Annotated in this window: 19 protein-coding genes and 1 pseudogene; 13 read left to right on the forward strand and 7 right to left on the reverse strand. The window is 67.9% G+C overall.

Annotated features, from left to right (window positions below):
• The first annotated feature begins 221 nt into the window (after positions 1–221).
• The 7 genes and pseudogenes from OV427_RS25345 to OV427_RS25375 all read left to right on the forward strand — a co-directional run bounded on the left by OV427_RS25345 (position 222) and on the right by OV427_RS25375 (position 11,459).
• A complete protein-coding gene (locus tag OV427_RS25345) occupies positions 222–2,444 on the forward strand; it encodes a M4 family metallopeptidase (RefSeq protein WP_267858742.1) in 2,223 nt (740 codons plus the stop codon).
• A 175-nt stretch (positions 2,445–2,619) separates the two neighbouring features.
• Positions 2,620–3,612 carry a hypothetical protein gene (locus OV427_RS25350; protein ID WP_267858743.1) on the forward strand — a complete coding sequence of 331 codons (993 nt, stop codon included), beginning with the start codon at positions 2,620–2,622 and terminating at the stop codon, positions 3,610–3,612.
• A gap of 255 nt (positions 3,613–3,867) precedes the next feature.
• Positions 3,868–4,358: pseudogene (locus tag OV427_RS25355) on the forward strand (methyltransferase); the annotation flags it as partial.
• 113 nt (positions 4,359–4,471) lie between these two features.
• Positions 4,472–6,382 (forward strand): hypothetical protein, encoded by a 1,911-nt coding sequence (locus OV427_RS25360; protein WP_267858744.1) that lies wholly within the window; start codon positions 4,472–4,474, stop codon positions 6,380–6,382.
• A gap of 111 nt (positions 6,383–6,493) precedes the next feature.
• A complete protein-coding gene (locus OV427_RS25365; RefSeq protein WP_267858745.1) occupies positions 6,494–10,009 on the forward strand; it encodes a hypothetical protein in 3,516 nt (1,171 codons plus the stop codon).
• A 186-nt stretch (positions 10,010–10,195) separates the two neighbouring features.
• Positions 10,196–10,411 (forward strand): hypothetical protein, encoded by a 216-nt coding sequence (locus OV427_RS25370; RefSeq protein ID WP_267858746.1) that lies wholly within the window; start codon positions 10,196–10,198, stop codon positions 10,409–10,411.
• 13 nt (positions 10,412–10,424) lie between these two features.
• Positions 10,425–11,459, forward strand: coding sequence for a 2-dehydropantoate 2-reductase (locus OV427_RS25375; protein WP_267858747.1), 1,035 nt, complete (start codon positions 10,425–10,427; stop codon positions 11,457–11,459).
• Positions 11,460–11,544: 85 nt separating this feature from the next.
• On the opposite strand, the gene OV427_RS25380 is transcribed toward OV427_RS25375, so the two are convergent.
• From OV427_RS25380 to OV427_RS25390, 3 genes are all read right to left on the reverse strand, one after another.
• Positions 11,545–12,282 (reverse strand): DUF2238 domain-containing protein, encoded by a 738-nt coding sequence (locus tag OV427_RS25380; protein WP_267858748.1) that lies wholly within the window; start codon positions 12,280–12,282, stop codon positions 11,545–11,547.
• Positions 12,283–12,438: 156 nt separating this feature from the next.
• Complete coding sequence (locus tag OV427_RS25385; protein WP_267858749.1) at positions 12,439–12,774, reverse strand: hypothetical protein; 336 nt, start codon at positions 12,772–12,774, stop codon at positions 12,439–12,441.
• 229 nt (positions 12,775–13,003) lie between these two features.
• Positions 13,004–13,666 (reverse strand): glutathione S-transferase family protein, encoded by a 663-nt coding sequence (locus tag OV427_RS25390; RefSeq protein WP_267858750.1) that lies wholly within the window; start codon positions 13,664–13,666, stop codon positions 13,004–13,006.
• 106 nt (positions 13,667–13,772) lie between these two features.
• Here OV427_RS25390 and OV427_RS25395 point away from each other — a divergent pair, with 106 nt between their 5' ends.
• Complete coding sequence (locus tag OV427_RS25395) at positions 13,773–14,639, forward strand: AraC family transcriptional regulator (RefSeq protein WP_267858751.1); 867 nt, start codon at positions 13,773–13,775, stop codon at positions 14,637–14,639.
• Between the two features lie 93 nt (positions 14,640–14,732).
• Here OV427_RS25395 and OV427_RS25400 read toward each other — a convergent pair whose 3' ends face one another.
• From OV427_RS25400 to OV427_RS25410, 3 genes are all read right to left on the reverse strand, one after another.
• Positions 14,733–15,182 (reverse strand): methyltransferase family protein, encoded by a 450-nt coding sequence (locus OV427_RS25400; RefSeq protein ID WP_267858752.1) that lies wholly within the window; start codon positions 15,180–15,182, stop codon positions 14,733–14,735.
• 106 nt (positions 15,183–15,288) lie between these two features.
• Positions 15,289–16,548: an ABC transporter substrate-binding protein gene (locus OV427_RS25405; RefSeq protein ID WP_267858753.1), complete on the reverse strand. Its 1,260-nt coding sequence runs from the start codon at positions 16,546–16,548 to the stop codon at positions 15,289–15,291.
• Between the two features lie 24 nt (positions 16,549–16,572).
• Positions 16,573–18,636, reverse strand: coding sequence for a TonB-dependent receptor plug domain-containing protein (locus OV427_RS25410; RefSeq protein WP_267858754.1), 2,064 nt, complete (start codon positions 18,634–18,636; stop codon positions 16,573–16,575).
• Positions 18,637–19,382: 746 nt separating this feature from the next.
• Here OV427_RS25410 and OV427_RS25415 point away from each other — a divergent pair.
• The 5 genes from OV427_RS25415 to OV427_RS25435 all read left to right on the forward strand — a co-directional run bounded on the left by OV427_RS25415 (position 19,383) and on the right by OV427_RS25435 (position 23,283).
• Positions 19,383–20,282 (forward strand): hypothetical protein, encoded by a 900-nt coding sequence (locus OV427_RS25415; protein WP_267858755.1) that lies wholly within the window; start codon positions 19,383–19,385, stop codon positions 20,280–20,282.
• A 536-nt stretch (positions 20,283–20,818) separates the two neighbouring features.
• Positions 20,819–21,139, forward strand: a complete 321-nt coding sequence (locus OV427_RS50600) for an AraC family transcriptional regulator (RefSeq protein WP_324289988.1) — start codon at positions 20,819–20,821, stop codon at positions 21,137–21,139.
• Positions 21,140–21,400: 261 nt separating this feature from the next.
• Positions 21,401–21,616: a hypothetical protein gene (locus tag OV427_RS25425; protein WP_267858756.1), complete on the forward strand. Its 216-nt coding sequence runs from the start codon at positions 21,401–21,403 to the stop codon at positions 21,614–21,616.
• Positions 21,617–21,745: 129 nt separating this feature from the next.
• Positions 21,746–22,450 (forward strand): glutathione binding-like protein, encoded by a 705-nt coding sequence (locus OV427_RS25430; protein WP_267858757.1) that lies wholly within the window; start codon positions 21,746–21,748, stop codon positions 22,448–22,450.
• A 26-nt stretch (positions 22,451–22,476) separates the two neighbouring features.
• Entirely contained in the window at positions 22,477–23,283 is an 807-nt protein-coding gene (locus OV427_RS25435; RefSeq protein WP_267858758.1) for an MBL fold metallo-hydrolase, read from the forward strand.
• A gap of 1,164 nt (positions 23,284–24,447) precedes the next feature.
• Here the strand turns inward: OV427_RS25435 and OV427_RS25440 are convergent.
• Entirely contained in the window at positions 24,448–25,326 is an 879-nt protein-coding gene (locus OV427_RS25440) for a hypothetical protein (protein ID WP_267858759.1), read from the reverse strand.
• Positions 25,327–25,461 lie beyond the last annotated feature (135 nt).

Consider the following 25,461-nt stretch of genomic DNA (forward strand, 5'->3'; position numbering starts at 1 on the left):
GAGGGACAAGTCTGCTCACGCCGGGCGCCCCGTGTCGCTCCGAGAGCACTCCCTGCTCACCCGTGGACACCGCTCGGGCCCGCTCGGGTCCACATCCACACGGGTAGGTAGGAAGTTCAGTAATACCGTAAAATCTCGTAGGTACTTGATGGACCCGTAATTCGCGTGAGACTCTGATTCCGGCCGTACCCATCCAGGTCGGTTTTTCCTCAGGGGGTTACATGGTGCAGAAGCGAGTACGTGGAGCGCTCGGAGTCGCGGCGCTGTCCTTCCTCGTTGGAGCGTGCAACGAGGCCGCTCCGGCGGCGGACGCGCAGGCTCCGGAGTCCGGCAGCCGCAGTCAGCAGTTGGAGAATGGCATCAACGTCATCGAGAGGGACGCGTCCGGCGCCGCCAGCTTCATCGGTGGGGACCTGGGCACGCTGCCCGTCATCGACTCGGTGGCCGCGGAGTCGCTGCAGGCGCCGCAGCTGGCGGCGGTGGTCGCCACGGTGGCCCCGCTGCTGAAGCTGGACCCGGCGGACCTCAAGTTCACCAAGGCGTACAAGGACCCGCAGGGCGACGTGCACTACCGCTACGCGGTCTCCCGCCAGGGCCTGCCGGTGTACGGCGGCGAGCTGCGGCTGCACGCGCGCGACGGCAAGGTCTTCGCGGCGAACACCAACGTTCGCAGCGACCTGAAGGCGGCGGACAAGGCCTCCATCTCCGCCGAGGCGGCGGTGGCCGCGGCGGCCGCGGACCGCGAGACGCTCGCGGGCTCCGTCACCAGCCCCGACACGGAGCTGGTGTACTTCCGTGACGGCGACGAGCTGCGCCTGATGTACAAGCTCATGCAGACCGGTGAGCAGCCGGACACCACCCCGGTGCGCGACATCATCCTGGTCGACGCGCAGAAGGGTGACGTCCAGGTTCGCATCCCGACCATCAAGCACGCGCTCAACCGCCGCCTGCACAACCTCAACCACGGTACCTCGCTGCCCGGCCCCGTAGCCCGCACCGAGGGCGGGGCTCCCGTGGCCGACGCGGTGGTCAACACCAACTACGACCACCTGGGCACCGTCTACAACTGCTACAGCTCGCTGTTCGGCCGCGACTCGCTCGACAACGCGGGCGGCGTGCTCATCAGCTCGGTGCACTACAGCAACAACTACGTGAACGCCTTCTGGAACGGCACCCAGATGGTGTACGGCGATGGCGACGGCGTGAATGCCTCGAACCTGGCCAACTCGCTGGACGTGACGGCGCACGAGCTGACGCACGCCGTGACGGAGAACGAGTCGGACCTCATCTACTCGGGTGAGTCCGGCGGTCTGAACGAGTCCCTGTCGGACATCTTCGGCGCGGTCTGCGAGTGGTACGGCGACGGCTCCGGTCCTGTGTCTCCCCGCCACTGGCTGGTGGGCGACGACGTGTGGACGCCGAGCATCCCGAACGACGCGCTCCGCTACATGAACGACCCGGTGAAGGACGGGTCCTCGCTGGACTACTACCCGGACTACGCGTCGGGCGTGGACGTGCACTACAGCTCCGGTATCTCCAACCTGGCGTTCTACCTGCTGTCGCAGGGTGGCACGCACCCGCGCGCCAAGACGACGCAGGTCGTCGCGGGCATCGGCATCGAGAAGGCCGGCCAGATCTTCTACAGGGCCAACAGGGACCTGCTCCTGCCCTCGTCCAACTTCGAGGCCGCGAAGACGGCCACGGAGCAGGCGGCGGCGCAGCTGGGCTACGACGCGGCGACCATCGCCTCGGTGGGCAACGCGTGGAAGGCCGTCGGCGTCGGCGTGCCGATTCCTCCTCCGCCCAACACCCCGCTGGAGAAGAACGTCCCCGTCACGGGCATCTCCGGCGCGCGCAATGCCAAGGTGTACTTCTCCGTGGTGGTGCCCGAGGGCGCGAAGAACCTGAAGTTCACCATCTCCGGTGGCACGGGTGATGCGGACCTCTACGTCCGGTACAACAACGCGCCGACGTCCACCTCGTACGACTGCCGTCCGTACACCGGCGGCAACAACGAGACGTGCACCTTCGCCGCTCCGGCGCAGGGCACCTGGTACGCGATGCTGAACGGCTTCAGCGCCTACACCGGCGTGACGCTGGTCGTGACGTGGGAGGGCGGCTACATCCCCATCGAGCCGAACGTGCAGATCTCCGACCTGTCTGGTGCGGCGGGCTCGTCGCAGGTGTTCACCGTGCAGATTCCGGAGCGCACCAACGGCGGCACCCGCAACGTCCACGTGCAGCTGCGTGGCACGGGCAACGCGGACCTGTACGTGCAGCGCGCCGCGGTGCCCACGTTCTCCGCCTACGACTGCCGTGGCGTGAACGAGCACAGCACGGAGAACTGCAACCTGAACGGCTACGAGCCGGGCAAGTACTACGTGCACGTCTTCGGCGCGAAGGGTGGCTTCACGGGCGGCACGCTCATCGTCAAGTTCAACTGAGCTGAGGCGGAGGGGGCCGTTCCTCCGGCCTCCTCTGTCTGACGGGAAGCGCCCCGGTTGCCCGCGAGGGTGGCCGGGGCGTTTTCCGTTCGGGTGTAGGCGGCTGCCGCGTGTGTGTTATGACGGCGTCGGTACGAGTGCGGGGGCCGGACCGACATCGCCACGAGGAATCTCGATGCGCAATGGCAGGAGTCCGTCGCTTCCCATCAACCGCCGTCTTCGTCGCACCGTTGCCGGCCTGTTGCTCACCGTCCCCACGCTGTCGCTCACGGCCTGCGAGGGCGAGGATGATGGCGGCTGCATCCCGTATGACCCTTCCGAGGCGTACAGGACCAGCTACGAGCTGCTTCCGGATGGGAGCCAGCCCACGAACGACAACTGCATGACGCTGTGCCAGGCGATGAACCTGCCTGACCTCAAGCGCTGCGACGTCACGCTGGTCGAGACGCATTTCATTGATGGCGGGACCGGGCAGCGGACCGATACCCGTTGTCATTACATCGCTCCGGGCGGATGCCGCTCCGACGGACGCCATCCCGAAGGGCTCCTGGCGGGGCGGGTGGAGTCGCGGTCCGCGCTGGGCGCGCTCTTCGCGGAGATGGCCTGGCTGGAGGCCGCCTCGGTGCCTGCCTTCCTCCGGCTCGCGGAAGAGCTGAAGGCTCACGGGGCGCCCGAGGCGCTCATCCGGGCCGCGCGGCGCGCGGCGGGGGACGAGGTCCGTCATCAGCGCGCCATGGAGGCGCTGGCCCGGCATCACGGCGCATCCGTGTCCGCCGCGGAAGTGGCTCCCTTCTCCGCGCGCACGTTGGAGGCCATGGTGACGGAGAATGCGCGGGAGGGCTGCGTCCGGGAGATGTACGGCGCGGTGGTGGTCGGCTGGCAGGCGCGCACCGCGGGGGATGCGCGGGTGCGGGAGGAGCTCGAGCGCATCGCGGAGGACGAGCTGCGCCATGCGGAGCTGGCCTGGGCCGTGGATGCCTGGGCGGCGGAGCGGCTGTCGCCCGAGGAGCTGCGACGGGTGCGCGAGGCGCGCGTCGAGGCGTTCCAGGAGCTGACGCGCCTCGTGGAGCAGGAGCAGCCCGAGGCCGTGCTCGTCGCACAGGCGGGGCTGCCGTCGCGTGACGACGCTCGCCGGTTGCTCCAGGGCCTCCAGGTCCTCGTCGCGTAGCGCGGTTGCGTGGTGCGGGGCTCGCCCGATTGCATCACGGGTGGTTCCTGGGAGGCGCCCTGGTTTCCCGCGAGGGGACCGGGGCGTTTTCCGTCCTGGCACTGGGGCAGGAACCTGGGTGATGTCCTCAACATCTCCGGCGCCCGCCGCAGCCAGGAGAGGTGAAGACGTCGAAGTCGAAACTGCGCTTGAGCAGCGTCGCCTGGTCCAACCGCGCAGCGCGCTGCTTGCTCCGCACCTGCGCAGCGCCAGCAGGGGCCCCAGCTCGATCCGCTCTTCTCCGGCCGGGACCGGGCCTCCATCGGTCTGCACACCTGCGGGCCGCTCGCCCTCACGCAGCTCCGCAAGAGCCAAGGGCGGGCTTCGTCCTGAACATCGGCTGCTGCTACGACAAGCTGGAGGCCCCGCGGGACTACCCCGTCTCCAGCTTCGGGGGCGCGCATCCGCTGCCCTTCACCCCGCATGCCCTGGCGCTGACGACGCGGGGACGGCATCACAAGACCGAGGTGGAGTTCGCGCGGATGAAGCGGGTGTACGCGTGGCGCTTCGCGTTCCATCTCCTATCGAGGCGGCACTTTCCCGAGCGCGGCTTCGTGAGGGCAGGGGACGCACCCCAGACGCTCCATGCCGGACGCTTCGCCGTCTACGCGCGCGACCGCCTGGAGGCCGCCCGACGTGCCGCGTCGAGCGGCTGCGCGGAGAAGCCGGACCTCACGCGTGAGGAGCAGTCCGCGTTCGAGACAGCCACGCCCTGATGTCACACGACGTCCTCCGGCGCCCGCCCCCGGCCTGCTCCGCGAAGCCTTGAAACCGGAATGGCTTCATTTTCGTATAGAGCGGAACATCCAGGGGGCCCCTCATGCACTGGCGTCCGTCGCCCAAGACGTGTCTCGTGGTCTGTCTCGTGGTCTCGACCTTGCTCGCGGGCTGTGAGCCGGCGTCGCTCGACGCCCCCCCTCCCGCGGCCCCTTCGCTCGGGGAGGTGGAGCGGGAGCTGGATGGCACGAACATCGTGGAGTACGCGGCGTCGTGCCGCGCCGCGCTGGGCACGCCCAAGAAGCCCTACTTCCGGTGTCGCGACGGCAGCCTCCTCAAGACCACGGACACGCCCGATGGCGCGAAGTGCGACAAGCCCGTGTGGCTGTCCCTGGGCACTGACGGCCAGTGCGTCACCAACGCGCGCCTGCTCAAGCTGGAGACGTCGAAGGCGGACACCGAGATCCGCGTCATCTGCCGGCGCTACAAGAAGGGGGCGGACACCGAGGACGGCTTCCAGGACGTGGCCATCGTCATGTCCAACAAGACCTCGGGGGCGACCTGCTACTTCCAGGCGCTGTCGGGAAGAGGCCCGGACCTGGATGGCAGCAAGGTGCCCAATCCGCTTGCGGACCCGGCCTCCACGGACACCGACGAGAAGGCCGCCGCCGCCGCCGCGAAGACCTTCTACATCGCCCCCGAGGGCCTCAAGCTGGGCAACACCCTGGCCTGCTCCCAGTGCCATGACCACGACCCCTGGATGCACACGCCCTACATCGACCAGGTGGACGGCACGGACGCGAACCATGTGCCCACCGACTTCACGGACGCGAAGTACTACCTGGTGGAGGAGGCCTACTTCACGGGGGCGCCCCGCTCCTGGCCCAAGCCCCGGTCGGTCACCACGGCGGACGTGAAGGACGGCAACGGCAACCTCAAGGAGCAGATCTGCACCACGTGTCACCGCATCGGGACGTCCAAGACGTGCGACAAATGGGTGGACTGGGCCGTGGATGCCACGGCGATTCCGGCCACCAACGCGACGGCCCAGACCTACCCGGCCAAGATGTGGATGCCCACCTCGGGCAAGCCCGCGGCGGAGGTGGACTACCACAAGAAGTTCGACAACCACGTGAAGGCCATCAAGTGCTGCTGCAAGAAGCCCTGGGCACTGGGTTGCACGGACTACGCGGACCTGACGAGTCCCGGCACGGGCAAGGATGGCGACGGCAAGAAGCCGGGCTCGACCGCGGTCACCGACAAGTGTGTCTTCGACACGGGCCGGGTCGCGCTCGGCGTCAGCATCGCGCCCTACGTCGTCGCCGCTCGCAGCGGAGGTGATGAGTCCTGCACCACGCCCCTCACGACGCCCGTCTGCGCGAGCTTCTCCATCGAGCGCCTCCTGGAGGATGGCACCACCACGACGATCAACTCCGGACCGAATGGCAACCCGCTGAAGGCCTGCGGCACGCATCCGCAGTCGCCCTATCCGGGCCCGCACGAGCCCAACGTCGACGTGGAGGCAGGAGACCTGGTTACGCTCTCCGCGCCGCAGACGTATGCCTTCGGCGCGAGCCACGAGCTGTATGTCTTCACGGGCTGGAACGTGTCGCCGAACTGCCCCTGCACGAGCCCGGGGCCCACGTGCCAGTTCCGCACGAAGGGCGCCAGCAATTGGTTCAACCCCGCGAGCGGCCCCCACCCGTACGCGGGAGATCCACCCTACTTCCAGTGCCAGGCCCTCTACGCGCCCGCGGGTGTCTGCAAGAGCCCGGATGCGGGAGTCGACGCCGGCACGGACGCCGGAGTCGACGCCGGCACGGACGCGGGAATCGATGCGGGCACGGACGCCGGCACGGATGCAGGTAGCGACGCGGGCACCTGCGACGGAGGCTTCTGCCCCGTACCGGCCGATGCCGGCGTGTTCATCTGCGACGGTGGCATCGTGACGGTGCCCCTGGGGAACGGTCAGCTCGTCCAGACCTGCCAGACCACGGACCTGCCACCCCTCTGAACCCGTTCGTAGACCTTCCCCTTGCCTGGGGCCGCCGTGGAGTGCTTCACGCCAGCCCTGTCGAGGACTGCGCCGGGTTGACTCAGGGTGCGTGTCTGGTAGAAAAAATCAATGAAACTGGAATCCACGGCTCATGCACCCTGGCTGTCGGTGGTCCTCCTCCTGCTCGTGGTGAGCGGCGCCTGTGATTCACGGGCGCCCGTTCCCGAAGCGCCACCCGCCGAGCCCGTGGGCACGGTGGGGGCGCGGTTGGATCCGCCCACCTGGTTCACCGACGTGGCCATGGTGGGCACGTCCGCCTGCTCCACCGGCACCAACGACTACGGGGTCATCGACAACTGCTACAACACGGAGAACCCGCAGCGGCCCAGCATCTTCCGAGAGCTGTCCGCGGCCTGGCGGCCCTACCGTCCGGCCTACTCGAATCCGCTGTCGCTTCGGCCGTCGACGCTCAGCGGGGTGATGCAGCCGTTCCCTCCGTACGAGTTCGACAACGGGTGGAGCCCCCCGCGGATGCCCGAATACGGCGACGCGGCCAGCGCCATCCAGGTGCTGCCCTTCAACCGCGGCACCAACGACGGGCGCGTGTTCGTGCGTGGCGGCTGCCGTGGCTGCGCGGAAGCGTCCACGCTGTACACGTTCCGCCCCGAGCTGCTCGGGCAGGACTTCCGCTACAACTTCGCCAGCAAGGGCACCCGCTACGTGGAGCCCTCGCACGCCGTGGGGCTCCACCCGTTCATCTACTTCAACCCGATGGCCACCGCGCTGACGGCGAAGAACAACGGCGGCTTCCCGGACGCCCTCCACAGCACCACCTGCGAGGACTCGATGAGCGCCCTGGAGATGGGCGCCCATGGGCGCAACCCCGTGGCGTGCAGGGCCCGCTATGACGTGGGCACGCCATGGCTGTCCGGTGACTGCTACGAGATGTCGCTCGTCTACGGAATGGTCGCCGCCGATGGCAAGCGCTGGGAGCTGCGCTCGGTGGACCTGACCGTCTTCGTGCGCAGGCCGAAGTCCGTTCAGGCGGGTGAGCCGGAGGCGGGGGGCACCGCCGGCTGGGGCCTGTGGGTGTACCCGCGCCACCCGGACGGCGAGGTCAAGTCGCTGCCCGTCTGGGACCTGCCGCCGTTCCGCCCCTTCAACGTCCATGACTCGCCCTGGGGCGACATGAGCGCGGGCTCCGCGTACAGCGTCTCCGGCCAGCCGGACCTCATCGACTGGAAGCGCCTGTTCACCACCAACCCCGGTTTCCAGTGCTACGTGGCGGTTCCGGTGTGGCCGAGCCAGACGGTCTACGTGCGCAACACCTCGGCCTCCGCCCCCAAGTGGTGCCAGTTCTTCGACCGGCAGAGCTACAAGTCCTCCTTCCAGGTGGAGGACGACGAGGACCCGGTCATCGGCAATGGCGGCACCTGGAATGGCGTGGTGGGGTGGGGCACCAACGAGAAGCCCTACGCCCTTTTCGAGCCGGCGACGAGCGGCGACGGTCGGCTGCTCATCATCAACATGAACGGCCTCTACTACGCGGCCGCTGATGACGTCTGCCGCGCGGCGAGCTGGGGGCACTTCAAGCCCATCAGCATGATGCCGATGGACCCGGTGGTGAACACCCGGTACGAGATAGCGAAGTCCCAGGTCATCAACGGCAGTCCCCAGAACTTCCGGGACACGATGGGCAACGCCATTCCCTTCGGCGTGCGCAACCAGGGCGCGTACCCCTGGTTGGACCGGGAGGGGAAGAACCTGTTCTTCGCGGCGAAGAACCACCCGCATGACGGCTACTACGCGCGCAAGGTGCTCCGGGAGGACCGGTTCAGCCCCCTGGTCCAGACCGACGTCGCGGCGGGCCCTCCCGCCAACGACGCCGACCGCGCGACGTTCAACCCGGACCGGGCGCCCGCCCAGGCCGTCACCGTGCTCGGTGCGTGGACACACGGCAAGGCCATCATCCTGGACAACGGCCTGAGCATCACCGACCTGGCGGGCAACAGCGAGGACCACTTCCAGCGCACCTATGACCTGCGCCTGTATGCGGGCGCGGACGTGCCGCTGACGCCCAGGGGCAGCTCGCAGATCTTCTCGTTCGAGAACCAGCTCAACCACTTCGATGCGCTGAGGCCGACGCTGCCCTTCGACGTGGTGTGGAACGTCCAGTCCAACACCCAGCGCAACACGCAGGTGGCCTTCGACGACTACCTGAACAAGCGCGCCTTCGTGGTGGCGCACATGAACGCGGCCATGCGCATGGACGTGTCACCCTACGGGCCGTGGCGTGCGGAAGCGTTCCCCCAGGATGGCTTCGTGCCCTTCCGGGACGTCTGGGCCTACGTGCGTGGTGGCGGGGTCGCCGACTTCCGCTTCAAGCGCAACCCGCAGGCGCAGAACGCCGCCACGGGCCATCCGCTGTTCGGGACGGACGCTCCGCAGGCTCCAGGCTCCTTGCGGCTGCGCGGTGGCGCGCGAATCGAGCCCGTGGCGCTCGGCGGCGTGAGCGGCAAGGGAGTCTGGCTGGACGGCCGAAACGACTTCATGGACATGGGCTACCCCGTCGATGGCTCGCGGCGCGACTGGGTGTTCAGCATCTGGTTGGACTCTCGCCAGGACAACACGCTCCGCTTCGGAGAGACGCTCGTGCGGAGCGTTCCTCGCACCATCTTCTACTTCTCCGACAACTCGTGGGTCGGGCTGGTGCAGGTGAAGGACTCCAGCGGGAACGTGTGGCACGAGCTCGCCGTGTACAACGGGGCGACGAGCACCTCGTACACCGTCAACCTGGGCTCGCTGGTGCAGGCCGGTCGCTACTTCCACTTCGGTATGAAGATCTACACCGAGGCGGGCCAGCGGACGCTGGCGTTCTACATCGACGGGACGTGGCACTCGACGCTGACCGTGTCGTCGCGCGACGTGGGCTTCGACCCGATGTACAACTCGATGAATGGCTGGACGTGGATGACGGTGGGCGACCCCGGGCCGCCCTTCGTCCCGGGACAGTTGCGGCTGCCCTTCTACGGGTGGGTGGACGAACTGCGCATCTACGCGGTGTCATCGGCCGAGGTACGGCAGACGTGGACCGAGGAGCTCATCTGCAACCAGGCGCTGGGGACGACGGTGGACCTGTCCCAGCGCGAGCCCGAGGTGTGGCACCCCGCGCTGGAGCGGCTGCGCATGCGCTCGAGCCTGTATCCCGGCTTCCGCAGGTCCATCTGCGAGCAGATGCGGCTGGGCTCGTACGTGGAGCCGCTCGACTACCCGGCGCAGTACGGCGAGCACCTGTGCATCGACCGGGTGCACAAGAACCCGAATCCCCAGCCGAGCCTGGCGGCGCGGTGCATGCGGAGCGGGATGATGGGGCTGCCGGTGCTCCAGGCGGCGGTGCCCCGCCCGGACACCAGCACCAACCCGTTCTGCCTGTCGTGCCACACGGGGACAGCTCCCCTGCCGGGCCTGCGGCCAGGGGCACTGACGGCGGGCAGCGGGTCTCGCTTCCAGGACCGGCGGCGCCAGCCGATGAACGTCCCAGCGGTGATGGGCGGCGTGGTGCCGCCGTGGCTGACCACCGGCATCAACCAGCCGGACGGCACCCGTACGCTGGACCACTACTTCGACCACTTCCCGGCGCCCTGAGCCGGGTCGTCGAGCTGTCTCGGCGGTTGGCGCGCGGGCTGGAGTGCGCGCTGCCGCCGAGGCCGCGCGGCTGGGGGCGCGCGGTCGACTTGCGTGTCTCCGGGGGGCGCGTTCGGGCAGGTGCCTCGGTTGGCGCGTCTGAAGCCCTCAGGCGGTCCGCCCAAGGTCCCTCAAGAGGGCCCTGCGTTGTTCAAGGGAGCGCGCGCTCCCGTTGACGGCTATTACCGCTATCACTCTGGCCACCTCGGCTGGGCGGATGTCTGTCCGCTCATCGTTCGCGTCGTGGCACGGCTCGTCGAGCGGGCGCTGTCGAACCTGATACTGAAAGCCCTGCGGTACGCGAGGTCGCGGGTGCAGGTCATCCTGACTCGCGACACCGTCGTGGTGTGGCCCGCGACGTGACACGATGCGCGCCATGGCCTCGTCCCCTGAAATCTGTGTCTTCGGCGCGGGCAGCATCGGGTGTTACGTCGGTGGCCGGCTCGCGGCGACGGGCGCGGCGGTGCGCTTCATCGGCCGGGAGCGCGTGGTGGCGGAGGTCCGCGAGCACGGCCTGCGCCTGACGGACTGGCGGGGCGCGGACCTGAAGGTGCCGGCTTCCGACGTGCACGTCTCCACGGGGCACGAGGCGCTGGCCTCGGCGGACCTGGTGCTCGTCACGGTGAAGTCCGCGGCGACGGAAGAGGCGGGGGGCGCGCTCGCGGCGAGGCTCAAACCCGGCGCCAGCGTCATCAGCTTCCAGAACGGTCTGCACCGCGCGGACGTGCTGCGCGGCCTGTTGCCGGGCCGCGCGGTGCTGCAGGGCATGGTGCCCTTCAACGTCGCGGCGCAGGGCCAGGGCCATTTCCACGCGGGCACCGAGGGCACGCTGGAGGTGGAGCAGCACGCGGTGCTCGCGCCCTTCCTGGATGCCTTCACGCGGGCGGGGCTGCCGTTGAAGCAGCACGCGGACATCGTCGCGGTGCAGTGGGCGAAGCTGCTGCTCAACCTCAACAACGCCGTCAATGCGCTGGCGGACCTGCCACTGAAGGAGGAACTGTCCCAGCGCGCGTGGCGCCGATGCCTGGCGCTGGCGCAGAGCGAGGCGCTGGCGGTGTTGAAGCACGCCGGGGTGAAACCCGCGAAGCTGACGCCGCTGCCGCCAGGTTGGATTCCCACGCTGCTGGGGGGGCCGGACGCGGTGTTCCGCGGTCTCGCGAAGAAGATGCTCGCCATCGACCCGAAGGCGCGCTCGTCCATGTGGGACGACCTGCACGCGGGCCGGAAGACGGAGGTGGACTACCTCAACGGCGAGGTCGTCCGGTTCGCCCACCGGCACGGGCTGTCCGCTCCGGTCAACTCACGCCTCGTGGAGCTGATCCACGAGGCGGAAAGCGGCAAGCGCCGCGCGTGGACCGGGGACGCGCTGCTAGCGGACCTGAAGCAGGCGGAACTCGAGGACGGGCCTTGAGGCCGGGGTGGGGCGGGTTGGCAGGGCTCGCAGCCCCTGGCGAGCGACTCGTCCAGCTTCGGCCTCCTCTTTTCGATTCCGGCGCTCAGGTGACACGGGCGCGCGCCACCAACTCCTCCACACTGCGCAGGTGGGCCCGGCCGAAGGCGGCTATGGCCACCGTGGCGCCGCACAGCGCCAGGAACATGTCCCACTGGGCGTCCCAGATGTCGCCCTGCGTGCCGAGGAACGTGTCTCCGCCCTCGGGGTCCAGCAGCAGCGCGGCCCACCACTCGAGCAACTCGTAGAACGCGCTGATGGCCAGCGCCACCGAGCCGGTGAGGAAGTTCAGCCAGCCGCCTCGGCGCAGCGGAGTCCGGCGCAGCAGCACCTCGCGGATGATGAACGCGGGGAAGAAGCCCTGCGCGAAGTGGCCGAGCCGGTCATACGGGTTGCGCATCAACCCGAAGGTGTCGCGCGCCCAGTTGCCCAACGGCGTGAGCGCGTAGGTGTAGAAGCCGCCATAGGTGAGCACGAGGACGTGCAGGAAGACGCAGACGTAGACCCAGCGCGACATGGGGAAGCGGCGGAAGGTGGCGGCCAGCACGACCATGCCTACCAGCCCCGGACCCGTCTCCAGCAGCCAGTTGAGCTGGCCGGTCGGGCTGAAGATGAGGGTGAGCAACAGGATGGGCGCCAGCACCCCTGCGAGCAGGAGCGCAAGGCGCGCCTCCTCCCGCGTGCCATGCACGGGAGGAAAAACGGGCGTGGGCGCGAAGTCCCGCGTGGGCACCGCGGCTTCGGTGGAGGGCTCGGGAGTCATGCGGGAGGCGGGAGGATGCATGTGGGCCGCATCGATGCGCTCAGTTCTCGAACGTGGGTGGAGTGGTGTGGACGAGGGCCGGGGCAGGCTCGTTGCCGGACATGGCCAGGAGTCCCTTGAGGCATCTGGCGGCGAGGAGCCAGCTCTTCGGGCTCTGATTTACGGGCGGAACCGCGCCTAACGCCTGTAGGCGCCTGCCGCGGCGACGGCGTTCCAGATCAGGCCATAGGTGTTGATGGCGGTGCCGATGGCCCACGCGACAAGCGAGCTGTAGCCGTCCAATCCGGTCTGGACGTAGTTCACGATGTTCATCAGCACCCCGCCATACGCCAATGCCGGTATCGCGGCCCCCATCGCGATGCGATAGGGCAGGTGCTTGCGGTACACCCCAAACAGCAGGCAGGCCGAATACACGACGAACAGCCCCATCGCCGGAAGGGGCGGCGCCCGACTCAGCTGCACGCCGCCGCTCCTCACCTGCAGGTAGCTCACCGCCAGGTAGGCAATCGCCATCGTCGGATACAGGCACTGCAGCATCAACAGCGTTCGCGGCTTGATGGGCCACCTCGTTTCCGCCAATCGTATCCTGGTCGGTCACCCTGACGGACACCCACTGCGTCGTCCGGGGAAATGGCCGCCAGCGCGAGCAGGCGCGCGTCCCACGGAAGCCCCGCCACACGGTGAGTCTCCCGCCAACGGAGCCGTACCTCCGCGCGTGACGTATCGCTGACGGCCCTCTCGGTCATGGAGTGGCCCCCAACAACGGCGTCATGTCCGGATCCGCCTTCTGCATCGCGCGCTGATATGCGGGGCGCGCGCCAATCCGCTGCAGATAGGCCAGGATGTTCGGCCACGGCGAGAGGTTGTACGGCTTGAACAGCCGCATGGTGGTCAGCGAGAACACCATCATGATGTCCGCCGCCGTCAGCTCCGGACCCGCGAGATAGAGCGCCTCACCCAGACGCTTCTCCACTGTGGAGAAGACCTGGTTGAACCGCTCCTTCGCCGCCTGCAGCGGCGCGTTCTCCTCGGACGGATCGACGCGCTCCAGATACCTCACCTGCAAGACGACCGGCTGCAAGGTCCCGTTGGCGAAGTGGAACCAGTAGAGATAGTCGGCGAATCCGGGCTGGCCGCGCTTCACGGCGAGCCGTCCGTTGCCATGGGTCTCAATCAGATATTCGGAAATTGCCCCGGATTCGCCGAGCACCAGTTGCCCATCGGTGATGATGGGCGCCGTCCCCATCGGGTGCAGCGCCTTGTATTCCGGCGGCGCCAGCTTGTTGTCCTTTCGGCGCGCATACCGCTTCAGCTCATATTCGAGCTCCAGCTCCTCGCAAAGCCAGACAATCCGCTCCGATTGGGAGCGCCCGAGGTGATGCACGGTCAGCATGTTGTTCGTCATGAGCTCAATGTACGGCTGCATGTCGCGGGATGCTTGCCTGTACCTCTCTGCTTCTTGCTCGATCCTCTCGCCGGAGACACGAGCGAGAGGGTGCTACGCTCGCCGCATGAACCTCGCGGATCTCGCCGAGCTCGCTGCGCGCCAGCTCCCTCGCCCGAATGGCCGCGAGAGCCAGTACGTGCGACCGCTGAAGAACCTCGGCATCCTCCGGCACCACCAGCCGACATCGTTCGAAGCCGCCATCTACGAGCCGGTCATCATCCTCGTCCTCCAGGGACGAAAAGAAACGGTACTGGGCGCCGATTCGTTTCCGATGGGCGTTGGCGAGTGTCTGCTCGTCAGTCACGACCTTCCGGTCATCGCACGCGTCACGAAAGCCCCATACCTCGCGCTGCTCTTCGATGTGGAGCTGGACACGCTGCGCGACCTTTACGAGGCAATGGCCGAGTCGCTTCCCTCCGCCGCGCAGCCGCGCTCGCTCTCGGTCCAACCCTGCGATGCCAGGCTCGTCGACGCGCTCCATCGCTATCTCGCACTCGCGGATGCGCGGATGGATGCAGCGGTGCTGGGTCCGCTCGTCTCGCGCGAGCTCCACTACCGGCTCGCGACGGCGCCGTTTGGCGGCATGCTGCGCGACCTGCTCCGCCATGACAGCCACGCCAGCGCAATCACGCGAGCAATCGCACAGCTGCGGCGTGACTTTCGAGCGCCCGTAGAGATTCCCAGGCTCGCGCGCAGCGTCGGGATGAGCGCGTCTTCGTTCCACAAGCACTTCAAGGCGATCACGGCGTCATCACCGCTTCAGTATCGAAAGGGACTGCAACTGCTCGAGGCCCGCCGCCTGTTGCGCGCCGGAACGCTCACGGTTTCCGCGGCGGCATTCGACGTCGGCTACGAGAGCGCCGCACAGTTCAGCCGGGATTACACGCGCAAGTTCGGCGCATCGCCGAAACACGACCTCCCAGCAGGTTGAGCGCTGTTCCGGACCGTTCAGCAGGTCGTGCTCGAGACTCACGGCCCCTCTCGGCCCCGTAGGGGCGCTTGCGACGCCCGACCGCGCGCCGACCTAGAGCCAGCGACGCACGCGTCGGGCGTACGCCGACCACGCCTCGCCATGCGTGCGCGCCAGCCAGGGTTCCTCGCCGAACACCACGCGCAGGTGGAACGCGAGCGCCACCGCGAGCGCGTACAGGAGCAGTCCTCGCGACGCGAACGCCATCGCCCAGCCGAGCAGGACCAGCAGCACCGACACGTACATCGGATTGCGGCTGTAGCGATACAGCCCGACCACCACCAGTTCGCGCGGCGGCGCCCAAGGCGCCAGCGTGCCCTTGCCCGAGGCGTAGAAGTCGCGCACGCACCACAGCAGGCCTGCCGTGCCGAGTGCCGTCGCCAGCAGTCCCAGCGGTTGCCGCAGCGGCAGTTGCGCCCGCCATACCCACAACGCCGGCACCAGGAACGCCACCGTGCCCGGCAATGCGAGGAAGGCGACCAGGGCGCGCGCGAACAGGCTCACGTCCGGCCGCCGCGCATCAGCGCCATGTCGTCGAGACCCAGCACGCGTACGTCGGCGGAGGACATGCACGATTCTCCAGAGGTGAGCGGCGCCTGTCGCGCGCGGCTCAGCGAAGGGTCACCTCTTCAATCCGGACGAAGGCGAGCCCCTCGGGGCCGCTGACAACCTCCCAGATTTCGTAGGTGATGCGGGTGACGTCGCCGTGGGCGTCGAAGTCGATGCCACCGCTGGCGCCCTCGAAGTCCAGATCGCCGCCAACGTTGCGGGCGGCTTTCAGGAACTCTTCGGTGCCGACGCCCACGGAGACCGGGGCCGAGGAGTCGGGCCTGGACACTTCGCGCAGGTGGGCGCGCACGGCCTCGTGGGTGTTCTCGCCCCCCTGCAGCAGGGCGAGCGCGATGAGGTACACGGTGTCATAGACGGGGAGCAGGGACCGCTGCGGTTCCTCCCCCAGGACGCTCCGGTAGGCCATGTCGTGGGCAAGCGTGCTGGGGTTGTCCCGTGGAGCGGTGGGCAGGGTACCTCGCATGCCGGTGATGATTTCGGGCGGTGCATTCCCCAGGAGCGCGTTGTCCCGACTGGCGTCGCCACCGTACAGCGCGGGCCGGGGCATGGGGTTGCGCTCGAGCAGGGCCGTGGAGATGCCCGCCGTTTCGAAGGCACTCGCAATGAGGACGATGGCGGGCGGGTCGCCCTGGGCAAACGCCGCGGCGACCTCGCCTCCGAAGTCGGTCGTCTTCGCCTCGGGGAAGGATACCTGGGCCAACACCCGTCCTCCTGCCTGCTCGAAGGCGGCTCGCAGTGTCCGCGCCAGGCCCACACCATAGGGAGTGTTGGTGTGAAGGATGCTCACGGTGTCGATGCCATCCCGGTGAATCCGGTCCGCCAGCACCCGACCCTGGAATTCGTCCGAGGGGAGCATGCGCCAGACGAAGTCATCGTCGTTCAGCTCGGAGATGGCCGCGGCGGTGGCGAATGAGGAGATGATGGGAAGGCGCCGTGAGACCGCCAGGTCCGCCATCCCGAGCACATCCGAGCTGGTGGGCGGCCCCGCGACGGCGACCACTCCGAGGTCCGCCAACTCGTTGGCTGACGCTCGCGTGATGGCGGTGGGGTCAGGGTCTCCCCGCTCGGTGGCGGCCAGCAGCAGGTCCAGTTCCTGGCCATTCACGCCCCCGGCGGCGTTGATTTCCTGGAGGGCCAGGCGCGCTTCCTTCTCCGCGAAGAACCCATCGAAACCGCCCGGCCCGCCGAATGCCTGGAGCAGACCGAGGTGGACCCTGTTCGGGTCGGGAATCGGGGGCTCGGGAGACAACGAGGTGTCGCAGCCGAGCGCCAGGAGCAACGCGAACACTCCGAGCCGCATGAAGACTCCCCCTTTCGCGCGCCGTTACAGCTCGTAGCTGTAGCGGAGCATGAGTTCACGTCCCCGCTTCGGCACGTCAATCCCCCCGAAGCCAGGCTCCGGGTCGTCGAGGTCGAGCAGGTTTCCCAGGCGAAGCTGCAGCGTGTGCCGCTCCCACGACTGGAGGTACGCGGCATCGAGCACGAGGTAGGCGGGCAGCTCGTAGGGGTGGAGCCGGTTCGCCTGGACGTTGGCGCTGGTGGCCAGGCGCGCGGAGGCATGGCGGAGCGCCGCGCTGAAGGTCCCCAGGACAGGCTCCCGGTATTGCCAGCGAAGCTGCGCCGTCACTCGCGGGTAGCGCTGCGTGGGCGTGGAGACCTCTCCCAGGAAGATGTCGGAGGTCTTCGTGTGGGTGTGCTGGTAGGCGTAGCTGCCGCTGAGGGTGTGCCGTCCGAGGAGCCACCGTCCCTCGGCCTCCAACCCGATTCCATCCTGGCGCCCGGTGTTCCTGGGCTGGAAGTTGGACCCGAAGGGAGTCACTTCCACCTTGTCACGCACGCGACCCAGGAAGCCGGCGAGGGAGAGGGCCAGCGTCGGCGAGGGCTGCCAGTGGACCTCGCCCTCCAGCATCCGGGACGTCTCGGGGCGGAGCTCAGGGTTGCCCACGGCGTCGCCCGGAAACAGGGGCTGGGCGTAGAGCTCCAGCGCCGCCGGTGCCTTGAAGGCGGTTCCATAGAGCAGCTTGGCGGAGACGCGTTCGCTCGGCGTCCAGACGCCGCCGAGGCGGAAGTTGGTGGTGTCCCCGTAGAGGTTGTGCCGGTCATGGCGCGCGTTCGCCGTCAGGCTCAGCACATCCATCGGGTGGGACACGTACTGCACGTAGACGCCGACGTTGGTGAAGAGCTTGTGCCCCGCCTCGGGGCTGAGGCGCGTTTGCTGGCCGGTGTCGCGGTCGACGCGGAAGACCTCCAGCAGGTCCTCATCGTCACGCGTGTAGTCCGCGCCCAGGACGAGGGAGTCCTCCCGGAACAGGCGGGCATGCCCTTCGAGCACCGCGTCCCACGCGTCGTAGCCGAAGCGCCGCCTGGGGTAGGACTCTTCCGAGCCGATGCTGAGCCGCTCCTTCCTGCTGGGGCCTCCCGTGGCCAGCGCGAGGCTGCCGACGAGCGCCAGTCGCTCGGTCATCTGCCAGCGCGTCCTGGCGCGGGCGTCGAACATGTGCAGTGCGACCCGGTTCTCATGGGTGAGCGCCCCGAAGTCCAGGAACTCAGCCACCGTGTCGAGCTGGCCATAGCGCGCCAGCACCTCCGAGGAGACCGCTCCGACATCGAGGTGAAAGGTGGCCAGGGTGCTCAGGGGCCGGGTGATGGCGTCACGTGACTCCAGGTTGCGGGTCCTTTCGAACACTGGGAAGTCGGGTGACGAGGAAGGAAGCCGCCGCCCGTCATAGTCGCTGCGCTGCGCCGAGGCGCCCAGCGTGATGCCCCAGGCCTGACTGCCCGCGAGGACCTCCGCGGACACGCCACCCCCCAGGTCATCATTCAGCTGTGCGTGCGCGCCGGCCGACACCCCGTCGCGCCGCTGCCGGGTGATGATGTTCACCACGCCAAAGAAGGCGTTGGCGCCATACACGGCGGACGCCGGGCCGCGTACGACTTCGATGCGCTCCACCAGGTCGATGGGGAGCAACTCGGGCCCCAGGAGGTTCGTGGTGTCCGAGCGGAAGGAGACGGGCTGCCCATCCACCATCACCTTGAGGTTCTTGCTGTAGCCGCGTTGTCCACCGGTGATGCCGCGGACGCCGCAGTCCGCGGCCAGGTAGTCGTGCGTGCAGTAGAGTCCGGGAACGAGCTGGAGCGCCTCGCCCACGGAGGTGAAGCCCCACTGGCGGATGTCCTCGCGCGTTACCACCGAGATGATGGCGGGGGCCTCGCGCACCCGGCGTGGCTCCTTGGTGGGAGTCACCACCGGCGTGGCCATGAGCTCTTCGAGGCTCCGCTCCGACAGCGGCTTTTCCTCCTGGGCGACGGCCGGTGCGGCCTTCGAGAGGAGGGCCACCACCGCGAGCCTCGGCAGCATGGAGCGGGGTACGCGCACGGCACGAAGCATGTACCGTTCTGCGTCTACGGCAATCCAGGTGTTCCGGCGCGATGCACCATTTGACGTCGGGCCACGCCACTGTTGAGCAATGTGAAGCAGTTCCTCTGCCGTACAGCTGCGTTCGCGGCGCAGAGGGTGAAGAGGATGGTGGGCCTGGGCGCGGTGAGCGCCGTGGCACTGGCAGGCCAGGTGGGAGTTTCCCAGCCGACGTTGAACAGGGCCCCATTCCGCCTGGAATCATGACCTGGTTGGGCTGTGGCCCAGCCGGTGGCGCTGAAACCGAGGTGTCGGGGGGCCTGTGCCCTTCTGTGCGGCCACTCCCGTTGGGGCCTTTGAGCACCGCCAGTACCCTCCGGCGCCCGCCGCAGCCAGGACAGGTGAAGACGTCGAAGTCGAAAAATCTCCAGCCGGTCAAAGGATTGGCTCCCGACTTGGGGGAGTGAGCGGGAACGGAGCCCGGGGGAACGGAGCGAGTGTTCAGTCGACGGAGAGCGCAATCGCACTCGTACCAGGGACTCGGGGTGGTTCGCGTCTTCGTGACGGTGACCGTCTACCTGGTGCTGCCTCCGAAGCCGCCCCATTCCCCGTCCCCATACCTTGAACGTGAACCTCCACGGGAACCCAGTACGTAAGCGATTGCGTTGTCCCTCCACGCGACACACGGACACGGTTTCCTCCACCCGAGCTTGTGACGGACGCTGTCAGAATTCTTGCACCGGAAACGATTAGAGCTACAGGAGGCAGCCATGAATAGAATGAACAAGTGGACGACTCTCTCGATGTACGGAGCAATGGCGGTGATGCTCGCGGTGGCCACCGCAGCCCAGGCCGGCCCCGTGGATGACCTGACCAGCCGGAAGAGCGACTGGGACAGCACGCGCCGGAAGATGGAGGATGTCACCAACCGGGTCGAGGCGTACATCCAGCGCTCCAGGAAGCTCCGCGAGATGGACAAGAACGAGCTCGCCGAGCTCATCACACAAATCTGCCGGCTCGACGTCGAGCCCAACGAGGATGAGGCCAACCGGCTGGCACAGTCGCTTCGCGACAAGGTTCAAGAAAACGTCAAGCGTGAATACGACAGCGTCAACTCGGAGGCCGACAAGCTCGAGGACGACGCCGAGCGGCTGTTGAATGACGCCAAGGCGCTGCTTAACAACGTCAAGTCCCTGACCTCGACCGACGAGGTCAAGGACGAGTCGAACAAGCTCGTCAGCGAGCTCTCCAACGCCATCGACCGTTACACCGAGCGCGCCTGGCAGCGCCTGAACGACGACTACAAGACGCTCGACAACGTGAAGAACGGCGTCATGAACGGCTCGAACAACCCGAAGGTTCGCGCGGCGATGGAGTACGGGAAAGAGAAGCACCTGTACAATCAGCGCATCTGCGAAGAGAAGGAGCTCTCGCTCTCTTCCGGCCGGCCGGACTGCGTCTCGTTTCAGAAGGACGCTTGCGTAGTCTGGGAGTTCAAGCCAGACACCTACAGCGAGTCCGACGCGAAGTCGCAGGCCGAGCGATACCTGTCCGATGTGACCTACAAGTTCAAGGACGACCGTCGGGCCGTCGAGAACTGCAAGAAGAACTCAGATGGCCAGCCCATCTTCGAGGCCAGGGGAGTGACCTACCCCGCCTGTCGTTTGTCGTCGCTATGACGAAGCTGAGGCGTCCAAGCGCACGCTCCGAAGACCCATCACTGATAGTCGTCCTCGCGCTGATGCCTCACCGCGAGAACCAGGATGTGATCGTCGGCGATCTCGAAGGCTCCCTCAAGCAGGGTCTGTCCCGGCTTCGGGCGGGCCTCGCGTCCCAGGCCGCCGAAGTGCGCTCGCGGCGCACGCTTCTGGCGTGGGCTGAGCGCGAAGGACGTCCTGCCGGGTGGCGCGGCTTTCTCAGCCGTCCGCGTACCGCGTACCGCGTCGCGCGGGGCCGTGAGGAGCGCGTCCCACGGGAGCCCCCCACACGGTGAGTCTCCCGCCAACGGAGCCGCACCTCCGCGCGTGACGTATCGCTGACGGCCCTCCCGGTCATGGAGTGGCCCCCAACAACGGCGGCATGTCCGGATCCGCCTTCTGCATCGCGCGCTGATACGCGGGGCGCGCGCCAATCCGCTGCAGATAGGCCAGGATGTTCGGCCACGGCGAGAATCGCACGCGTCACGAAAGCCCCATACCTCGCGCTGCTCTTCGACGTGGAGCTGGACACGCTGCGCGACCTTTACGAGGCAATGGCCGAGTCGCTTCCCTCCGCCGCGCAGCCGCGCTCGCTCTCGGTCCAACCCTGCGACGCCAGGCTCGTCGACGCGCTCCATCTCAAGGCGATTACGGCGTCATCACCGCTTCAGTATCGAAAGGGACTGCAACTGCTCGAGGCCCGCCGCCTGTTGCGCGCCGGAACGCTCACGGTTTCCGCGGCGGCATTCGACGTCGGCTACGAGAGCGCCGCACAGTTCAGCCGGGATTACACGCGCAAGTTCGGCGCATCGCCGAAACACGACCTCCCAGCAGGTTGAGCGCTGTTCCGGACCGTTCAGCAGGTCGTGCTCGAGATTCACGGCCCCTCTCCGGTCGTTTTTGTATAGCCGACAGGCCCTTGGTGGGAGGGCGTCCTGGCACAGCTCGGACGCTCATCGATGTGCTTTCGGCCCGTTCATCGTGCGCGATTCCGGACATGAGTGAACCTGCGATTCTCGCCGTGGGAACCCGGGAACGCTGGCGCGGCGTCGAGGTCTCCGACGACGGTGTGCCCGACGTACTGGGCGTCTTCCTGCTGCGTGTCCACGCGGCCTGCCCGGAGCCACGAGTCCGCCGCTCACGTCCTCGAGGAGCTTCGTCGCAAGGACCTGTCCGTCGAGCGGGCCCGAGCCATCGTCGCGGGATGGCTGAAGGGCCTGGTGCCCCAGGCCGCGAAGGGGGACTGGCAGCTGTGGTGCGCGCGAGGCAGGCAGAGCCTCAACCCTTCCGACTGCCCGCCTCGTGCGCTCCCGTAAACCATCATCATCCGGGCACTTCATTGGCCCAGTGAGAAACCACCAAACTGGCCCAATAGGAGGGCCAGTGCGCGTCTAGTCTGGGCTCCAGCGTGGCCGCATGACGTGGCCTCGCTGTGGAGCTTTCCGATGATTGACCTGTACTTCAGCCCCACCCCGAATGGCCTGAAGATTCGACTGTTCCTCGAGGAGACCGGTCTTCCTTACCGGCTCGTTCCGGTTCGCCTGTCGGCCGGAGAGCAGTTCGCTCCGGCGTTCCTCTCCATCTCTCCGAACAACAAGATTCCGGCCATCGTCGACCATGCGCCGCTGCACGGCGAGACGCCGCTGCCGGTGTTCGAGTCCGGCGCCATCCTGCTCTACCTCGCGGAGAAGTCCGACCAGCTCCTGCCCGCGGACGGCCGGGCCCGCGTCGAAGCCACGCAGTGGCTGTTCTGGCAGGTCGCCGGCCTGGGACCGATGGCGGGGCAGGCGGGCTACTTCCGCGTCTACGCATCCGAGCCCCAGTCCGCCGCCATCGAGCGCTACACGCGGGAGGTGTCACGGCTCTATGGGGTGCTCGACCGCAGGCTCGAAGGCAGGGACTTCATCGCGGGCGGGGCGTACTCCATCGCCGACCTCGCCTGCTATCCCTGGGTCGTCCCGCATGCGGCGCACGGGCAGACGCTCTCGGCCTTTCCCAACGTCGAGCGTTGGTTCGAGCGCATCAAGCAGCGGCCCGCCACTCAGCGCGTCTACGACTCCGTCGAGGACGTGTACACGAAGAAGCAGGACCTGTCCGCCGAGGCCCGCCAGGTGTTGTTCCATCAGGGAACTGCTCCGGCGGCGCGTTGAGGTTCCCCATTCATCCGAGCCCCATCATGCCTCTCTATCTATGTGAGACCTGTGGCACGCAGTACGCGGAGACGCCTGCGCCTCCCGAGCACTGTCCCGTATGCGAGGACGAGCGCCAGTATGTGGGCTGGAACGGCCAGCGGTGGACGACGCATGAGGCCCTCGCGAGGAAGTACACGCTGCGCATCGAGGAGGACGCGGGACTGTTGGGCCTCAGCCTGCCGGCGGACTTCGCCATTCCCCAGCGGGCGCTGCACCTGCCGACGGACGTGGGCAATGTGCTCTGGGAGTGCATCAGCCTCGTCACGGATGAGGCGGTCTCCGCGCTGAAGGCGCGCGGGGGGGTGGACCGAATGGTCATCTCGCATCCGCACTTCTACACAGCGATGGTGGAGTGGAGCGAAGCGCTGGGCGGCGTGCCCATCCTGCTGCACGAAGCCGACAGGGAATGGGTGCGCAGGCCGTCGGCGAGCATCCGGTTCTGGAGTGGGGACGTGCTCCGGCTCTCGGAGGACGTCACGCTCATCCGCTGCGGCGGACACTTCCCGGGCAGCACCGCGCTCCATTGGAAGCGGGGACCGCGCTCTGGCGGAACTCTGTTCCCCGGCGACGCGTTACAGGTCGTCTCCGACCGGCGCCACGTCACGTTCATGTACAGCTATCCCAACTTCATCCCGATGAAGCCGAGCGACGTGCGGAGCATGCGCGAGCGCCTGCGCTCCTACGACTTCGAGGACGTGTTCGGCTACACCTGGGGGCGCAACATCCTCGGCGGCGGGCGAGCGGCCGTGGAGACCTCCTTCGAGCGCTACCTGTCCGCGGTCTCTGGCTGAGACGCAGTTGCGGTACGGGGCAGGGGAGGGGCTCGTTCCGTCGCGAGCCCGACGACGGGGCGGGCGCTTGCCTCGTCCCATTCCACGACGAAAGGGGAGGGTGGGCACCGGTGCTCTTCGGCGACCCTCGTGAGCGAGGGGACTCCGATACGCTTCACAGAAGGAGGAATTGGCGGCCACTTTCACCTCGGGGTCCGGTAGCCCCTCTGTGCGCCCCGCTCGGACACTGGCGGGTGGTGGCCCTTGAGGGGGGGGCGGGGCCCCCCGCCGCGTGCCTGCGCGCGCACTGCTTGCGTGTCGGGCGGCCTCTGTGGCCCAGCCGGTGGCGCTGAAACCGAGGTGTCGGGGGGCCTGTGCCCTTGAGTGCAGCCACTCCCGTTGGGGCGGGCCACGTGCAGATGCCAGGGGCAAGGGGACGGTGGGCAACCCCAGGTGCCTCAACACCTCCTTGACGCCGGGGCCTTTGAGCACCGCCACTCCCCTCCGGCGTCCGCCGCAGCCAGGACAGGTGAAGACGTCGAAGTCGAAACTGCGCTTCAGCAGCGTCGCCTGGTCCAACCGCGCAGCGCGCTGCTTGCTCCGCACCTCCGCAGCGCCAGCAGGGGCCTCAGCCCGGCCGCACCGAATCAGTTGGGCTCGCTTGCTCAAGCGTGTGTTCGACATCGACATGCAGCAGTGCCCGAACTGCGGCGGCGAGATGAAGATCATCGCCGCCATCCTGGAGCGGCCGGTGATCGAGAAGAACCTCACGCACCTGGGCTGGAGCCGCAGCCGCAGCCGCTGCCCACGGGCCCGGCGCGCGAGCCGGGGCCGCACTGCGGCTGGGGCAGGCGCTGCGCGTCGTGTCGGCACGACGCTGTCGACATCAGGGTCAACCCTGATACTGAGACCGATGGCGCGGCCTGTGAACGGTCCAGGACCTGCCGACCCAGCACGACGCAGCGGTCGAGCCGCCCAGATCGAGGTACTTCAGGCCACAGCAGGCCACCGCAGGACGACTTTGGGGCCAGTCTCGTGCCTTGCCGAGGGCGTTTGAAATTCCTATGCCCTTGCCGCTGCTCGGCTCAAAGGCGTGCGGCTGGCCGGAGAACGGCTCGCCCGTCGTGGGTCCGGCGGCCATAGGCGAAGCCGCCACCCAGGATGCCGCCCAGCCATTTCCACCGCTCATGCCGACTCCACGCGCTGGCCGAAGAAATAGCGCTGCCCGGACACGAAGCCGGGATGGGGGTGATCCTCGGCATAGCGCTCCAGCACCACCGTCGCATTCAGGGGCTGGAACTCGCCCGTGGCGGAATAGAAGCTGCTGCAGTCCACGCCGGTGAACGGTTCGAACTTCCGGCGCCACGACAGGAAGGCACCCCAGTCGGTCCAGCCGCCGCGGCCGCGGTTGACGAGCGCCTTCCTCATGCACCAGACCATGCGCTCCATGTCCAGCAATTCACCGCCGAACACGGCCACCTCGTCGGTGCCGGCCTGACTCGCAAGCTCGCCCGTGCGGGCATGGACGAGCTCGGCGTATTCGTTGTCGTCGTAGCGGCCGTCATACAGCACCGGCTCGCCGTCGACCGATTCCAGCAGGTTGCTCACGTTCGCCTCGATGGTGCGCTTGTCCGGTAGGCGCCGGACTGCCTTGCGCGCTTCAAGCATGTAAGGCACCAGCCACAGGGCGCCACACCACTGGGCCACCTGGCACGCCTCGATGCGCAGGCCGTCGCCCCCGTCCAGCATCAGGCCGGCGAGGAATTCCAGGTCGTCGCGCCGCCCGGCATCGGCGATCAGGTCGAGGCAGGCCGCCACCAAGGTGGGCGCGGCCTGCTCGTCCAGCACCCAGCGCCGCAGCTGCGCAATGCCGCTGCCGTCGCCCTGCTTGGCCGCCTCCAGGGCGGCGGCGACCGCGATCCACGGGTCGTCGCCCGCAGCGGCTTGGACATCGGCAGCCTGCGCCGCCACCGGGCCCGCGTAGTGGTAGCCACGTCCTTTCCAGAAGAAGCAGCCTTCCAGGAAGGCGGGCCGGTCGAGGTATCGGTAAGTCTGTTGTTGCATGGGTCATCCCTGCCTGAGGCGGTTGGCACGGCTGTCCTGGAGGTCGCTGAGCAGTCCTTCGAGCTTCTCGCACTTGACGCCGGTGGGCGCCAGATTGCCTTGCCCTGCCGGACACCCTCCTGCCGCCTTCGGCAC

Source organism: Pyxidicoccus sp. MSG2 (assembly GCF_026626705.1).
Classification (GTDB): Bacteria; Myxococcota; Myxococcia; order Myxococcales; family Myxococcaceae; genus Myxococcus.

Bases quoted from the DNA above. Each gene is read 5' to 3' on its own strand.
- OV427_RS25405 (WP_267858753.1), bottom strand. From the start codon at position 16,548: ATGCGGCTCGGAGTGTTCGCGTTGCTCCTGGCGCTCGGCTGCGACACC.
- OV427_RS25415 (WP_267858755.1), top strand. From the start codon at position 19,383: ATGAACAAGTGGACGACTCTCTCGATGTACGGAGCAATGGCGGTGATG.
- OV427_RS25350 (WP_267858743.1), top strand. From the start codon at position 2,620: ATGCGCAATGGCAGGAGTCCGTCGCTTCCCATCAACCGCCGTCTTCGT.
- OV427_RS25390 (WP_267858750.1), bottom strand. From the start codon at position 13,666: ATGACGAACAACATGCTGACCGTGCATCACCTCGGGCGCTCCCAATCG.
- OV427_RS25440 (WP_267858759.1), bottom strand. From the start codon at position 25,326: ATGCAACAACAGACTTACCGATACCTCGACCGGCCCGCCTTCCTGGAA.
- OV427_RS25360 (WP_267858744.1), top strand. From the start codon at position 4,472: ATGCACTGGCGTCCGTCGCCCAAGACGTGTCTCGTGGTCTGTCTCGTG.
- OV427_RS25375 (WP_267858747.1), top strand. From the start codon at position 10,425: ATGGCCTCGTCCCCTGAAATCTGTGTCTTCGGCGCGGGCAGCATCGGG.
- OV427_RS25365 (WP_267858745.1), top strand. From the start codon at position 6,494: ATGAAACTGGAATCCACGGCTCATGCACCCTGGCTGTCGGTGGTCCTC.
- OV427_RS25345 (WP_267858742.1), top strand. From the start codon at position 222: ATGGTGCAGAAGCGAGTACGTGGAGCGCTCGGAGTCGCGGCGCTGTCC.
- OV427_RS25395 (WP_267858751.1), top strand. From the start codon at position 13,773: ATGAACCTCGCGGATCTCGCCGAGCTCGCTGCGCGCCAGCTCCCTCGC.
- OV427_RS25385 (WP_267858749.1), bottom strand. From the start codon at position 12,774: ATGGCGATTGCCTACCTGGCGGTGAGCTACCTGCAGGTGAGGAGCGGC.
- OV427_RS25410 (WP_267858754.1), bottom strand. From the start codon at position 18,636: ATGCTTCGTGCCGTGCGCGTACCCCGCTCCATGCTGCCGAGGCTCGCG.
- OV427_RS25380 (WP_267858748.1), bottom strand. From the start codon at position 12,282: ATGCATCCTCCCGCCTCCCGCATGACTCCCGAGCCCTCCACCGAAGCC.
- OV427_RS25430 (WP_267858757.1), top strand. From the start codon at position 21,746: ATGATTGACCTGTACTTCAGCCCCACCCCGAATGGCCTGAAGATTCGA.
- OV427_RS25435 (WP_267858758.1), top strand. From the start codon at position 22,477: ATGCCTCTCTATCTATGTGAGACCTGTGGCACGCAGTACGCGGAGACG.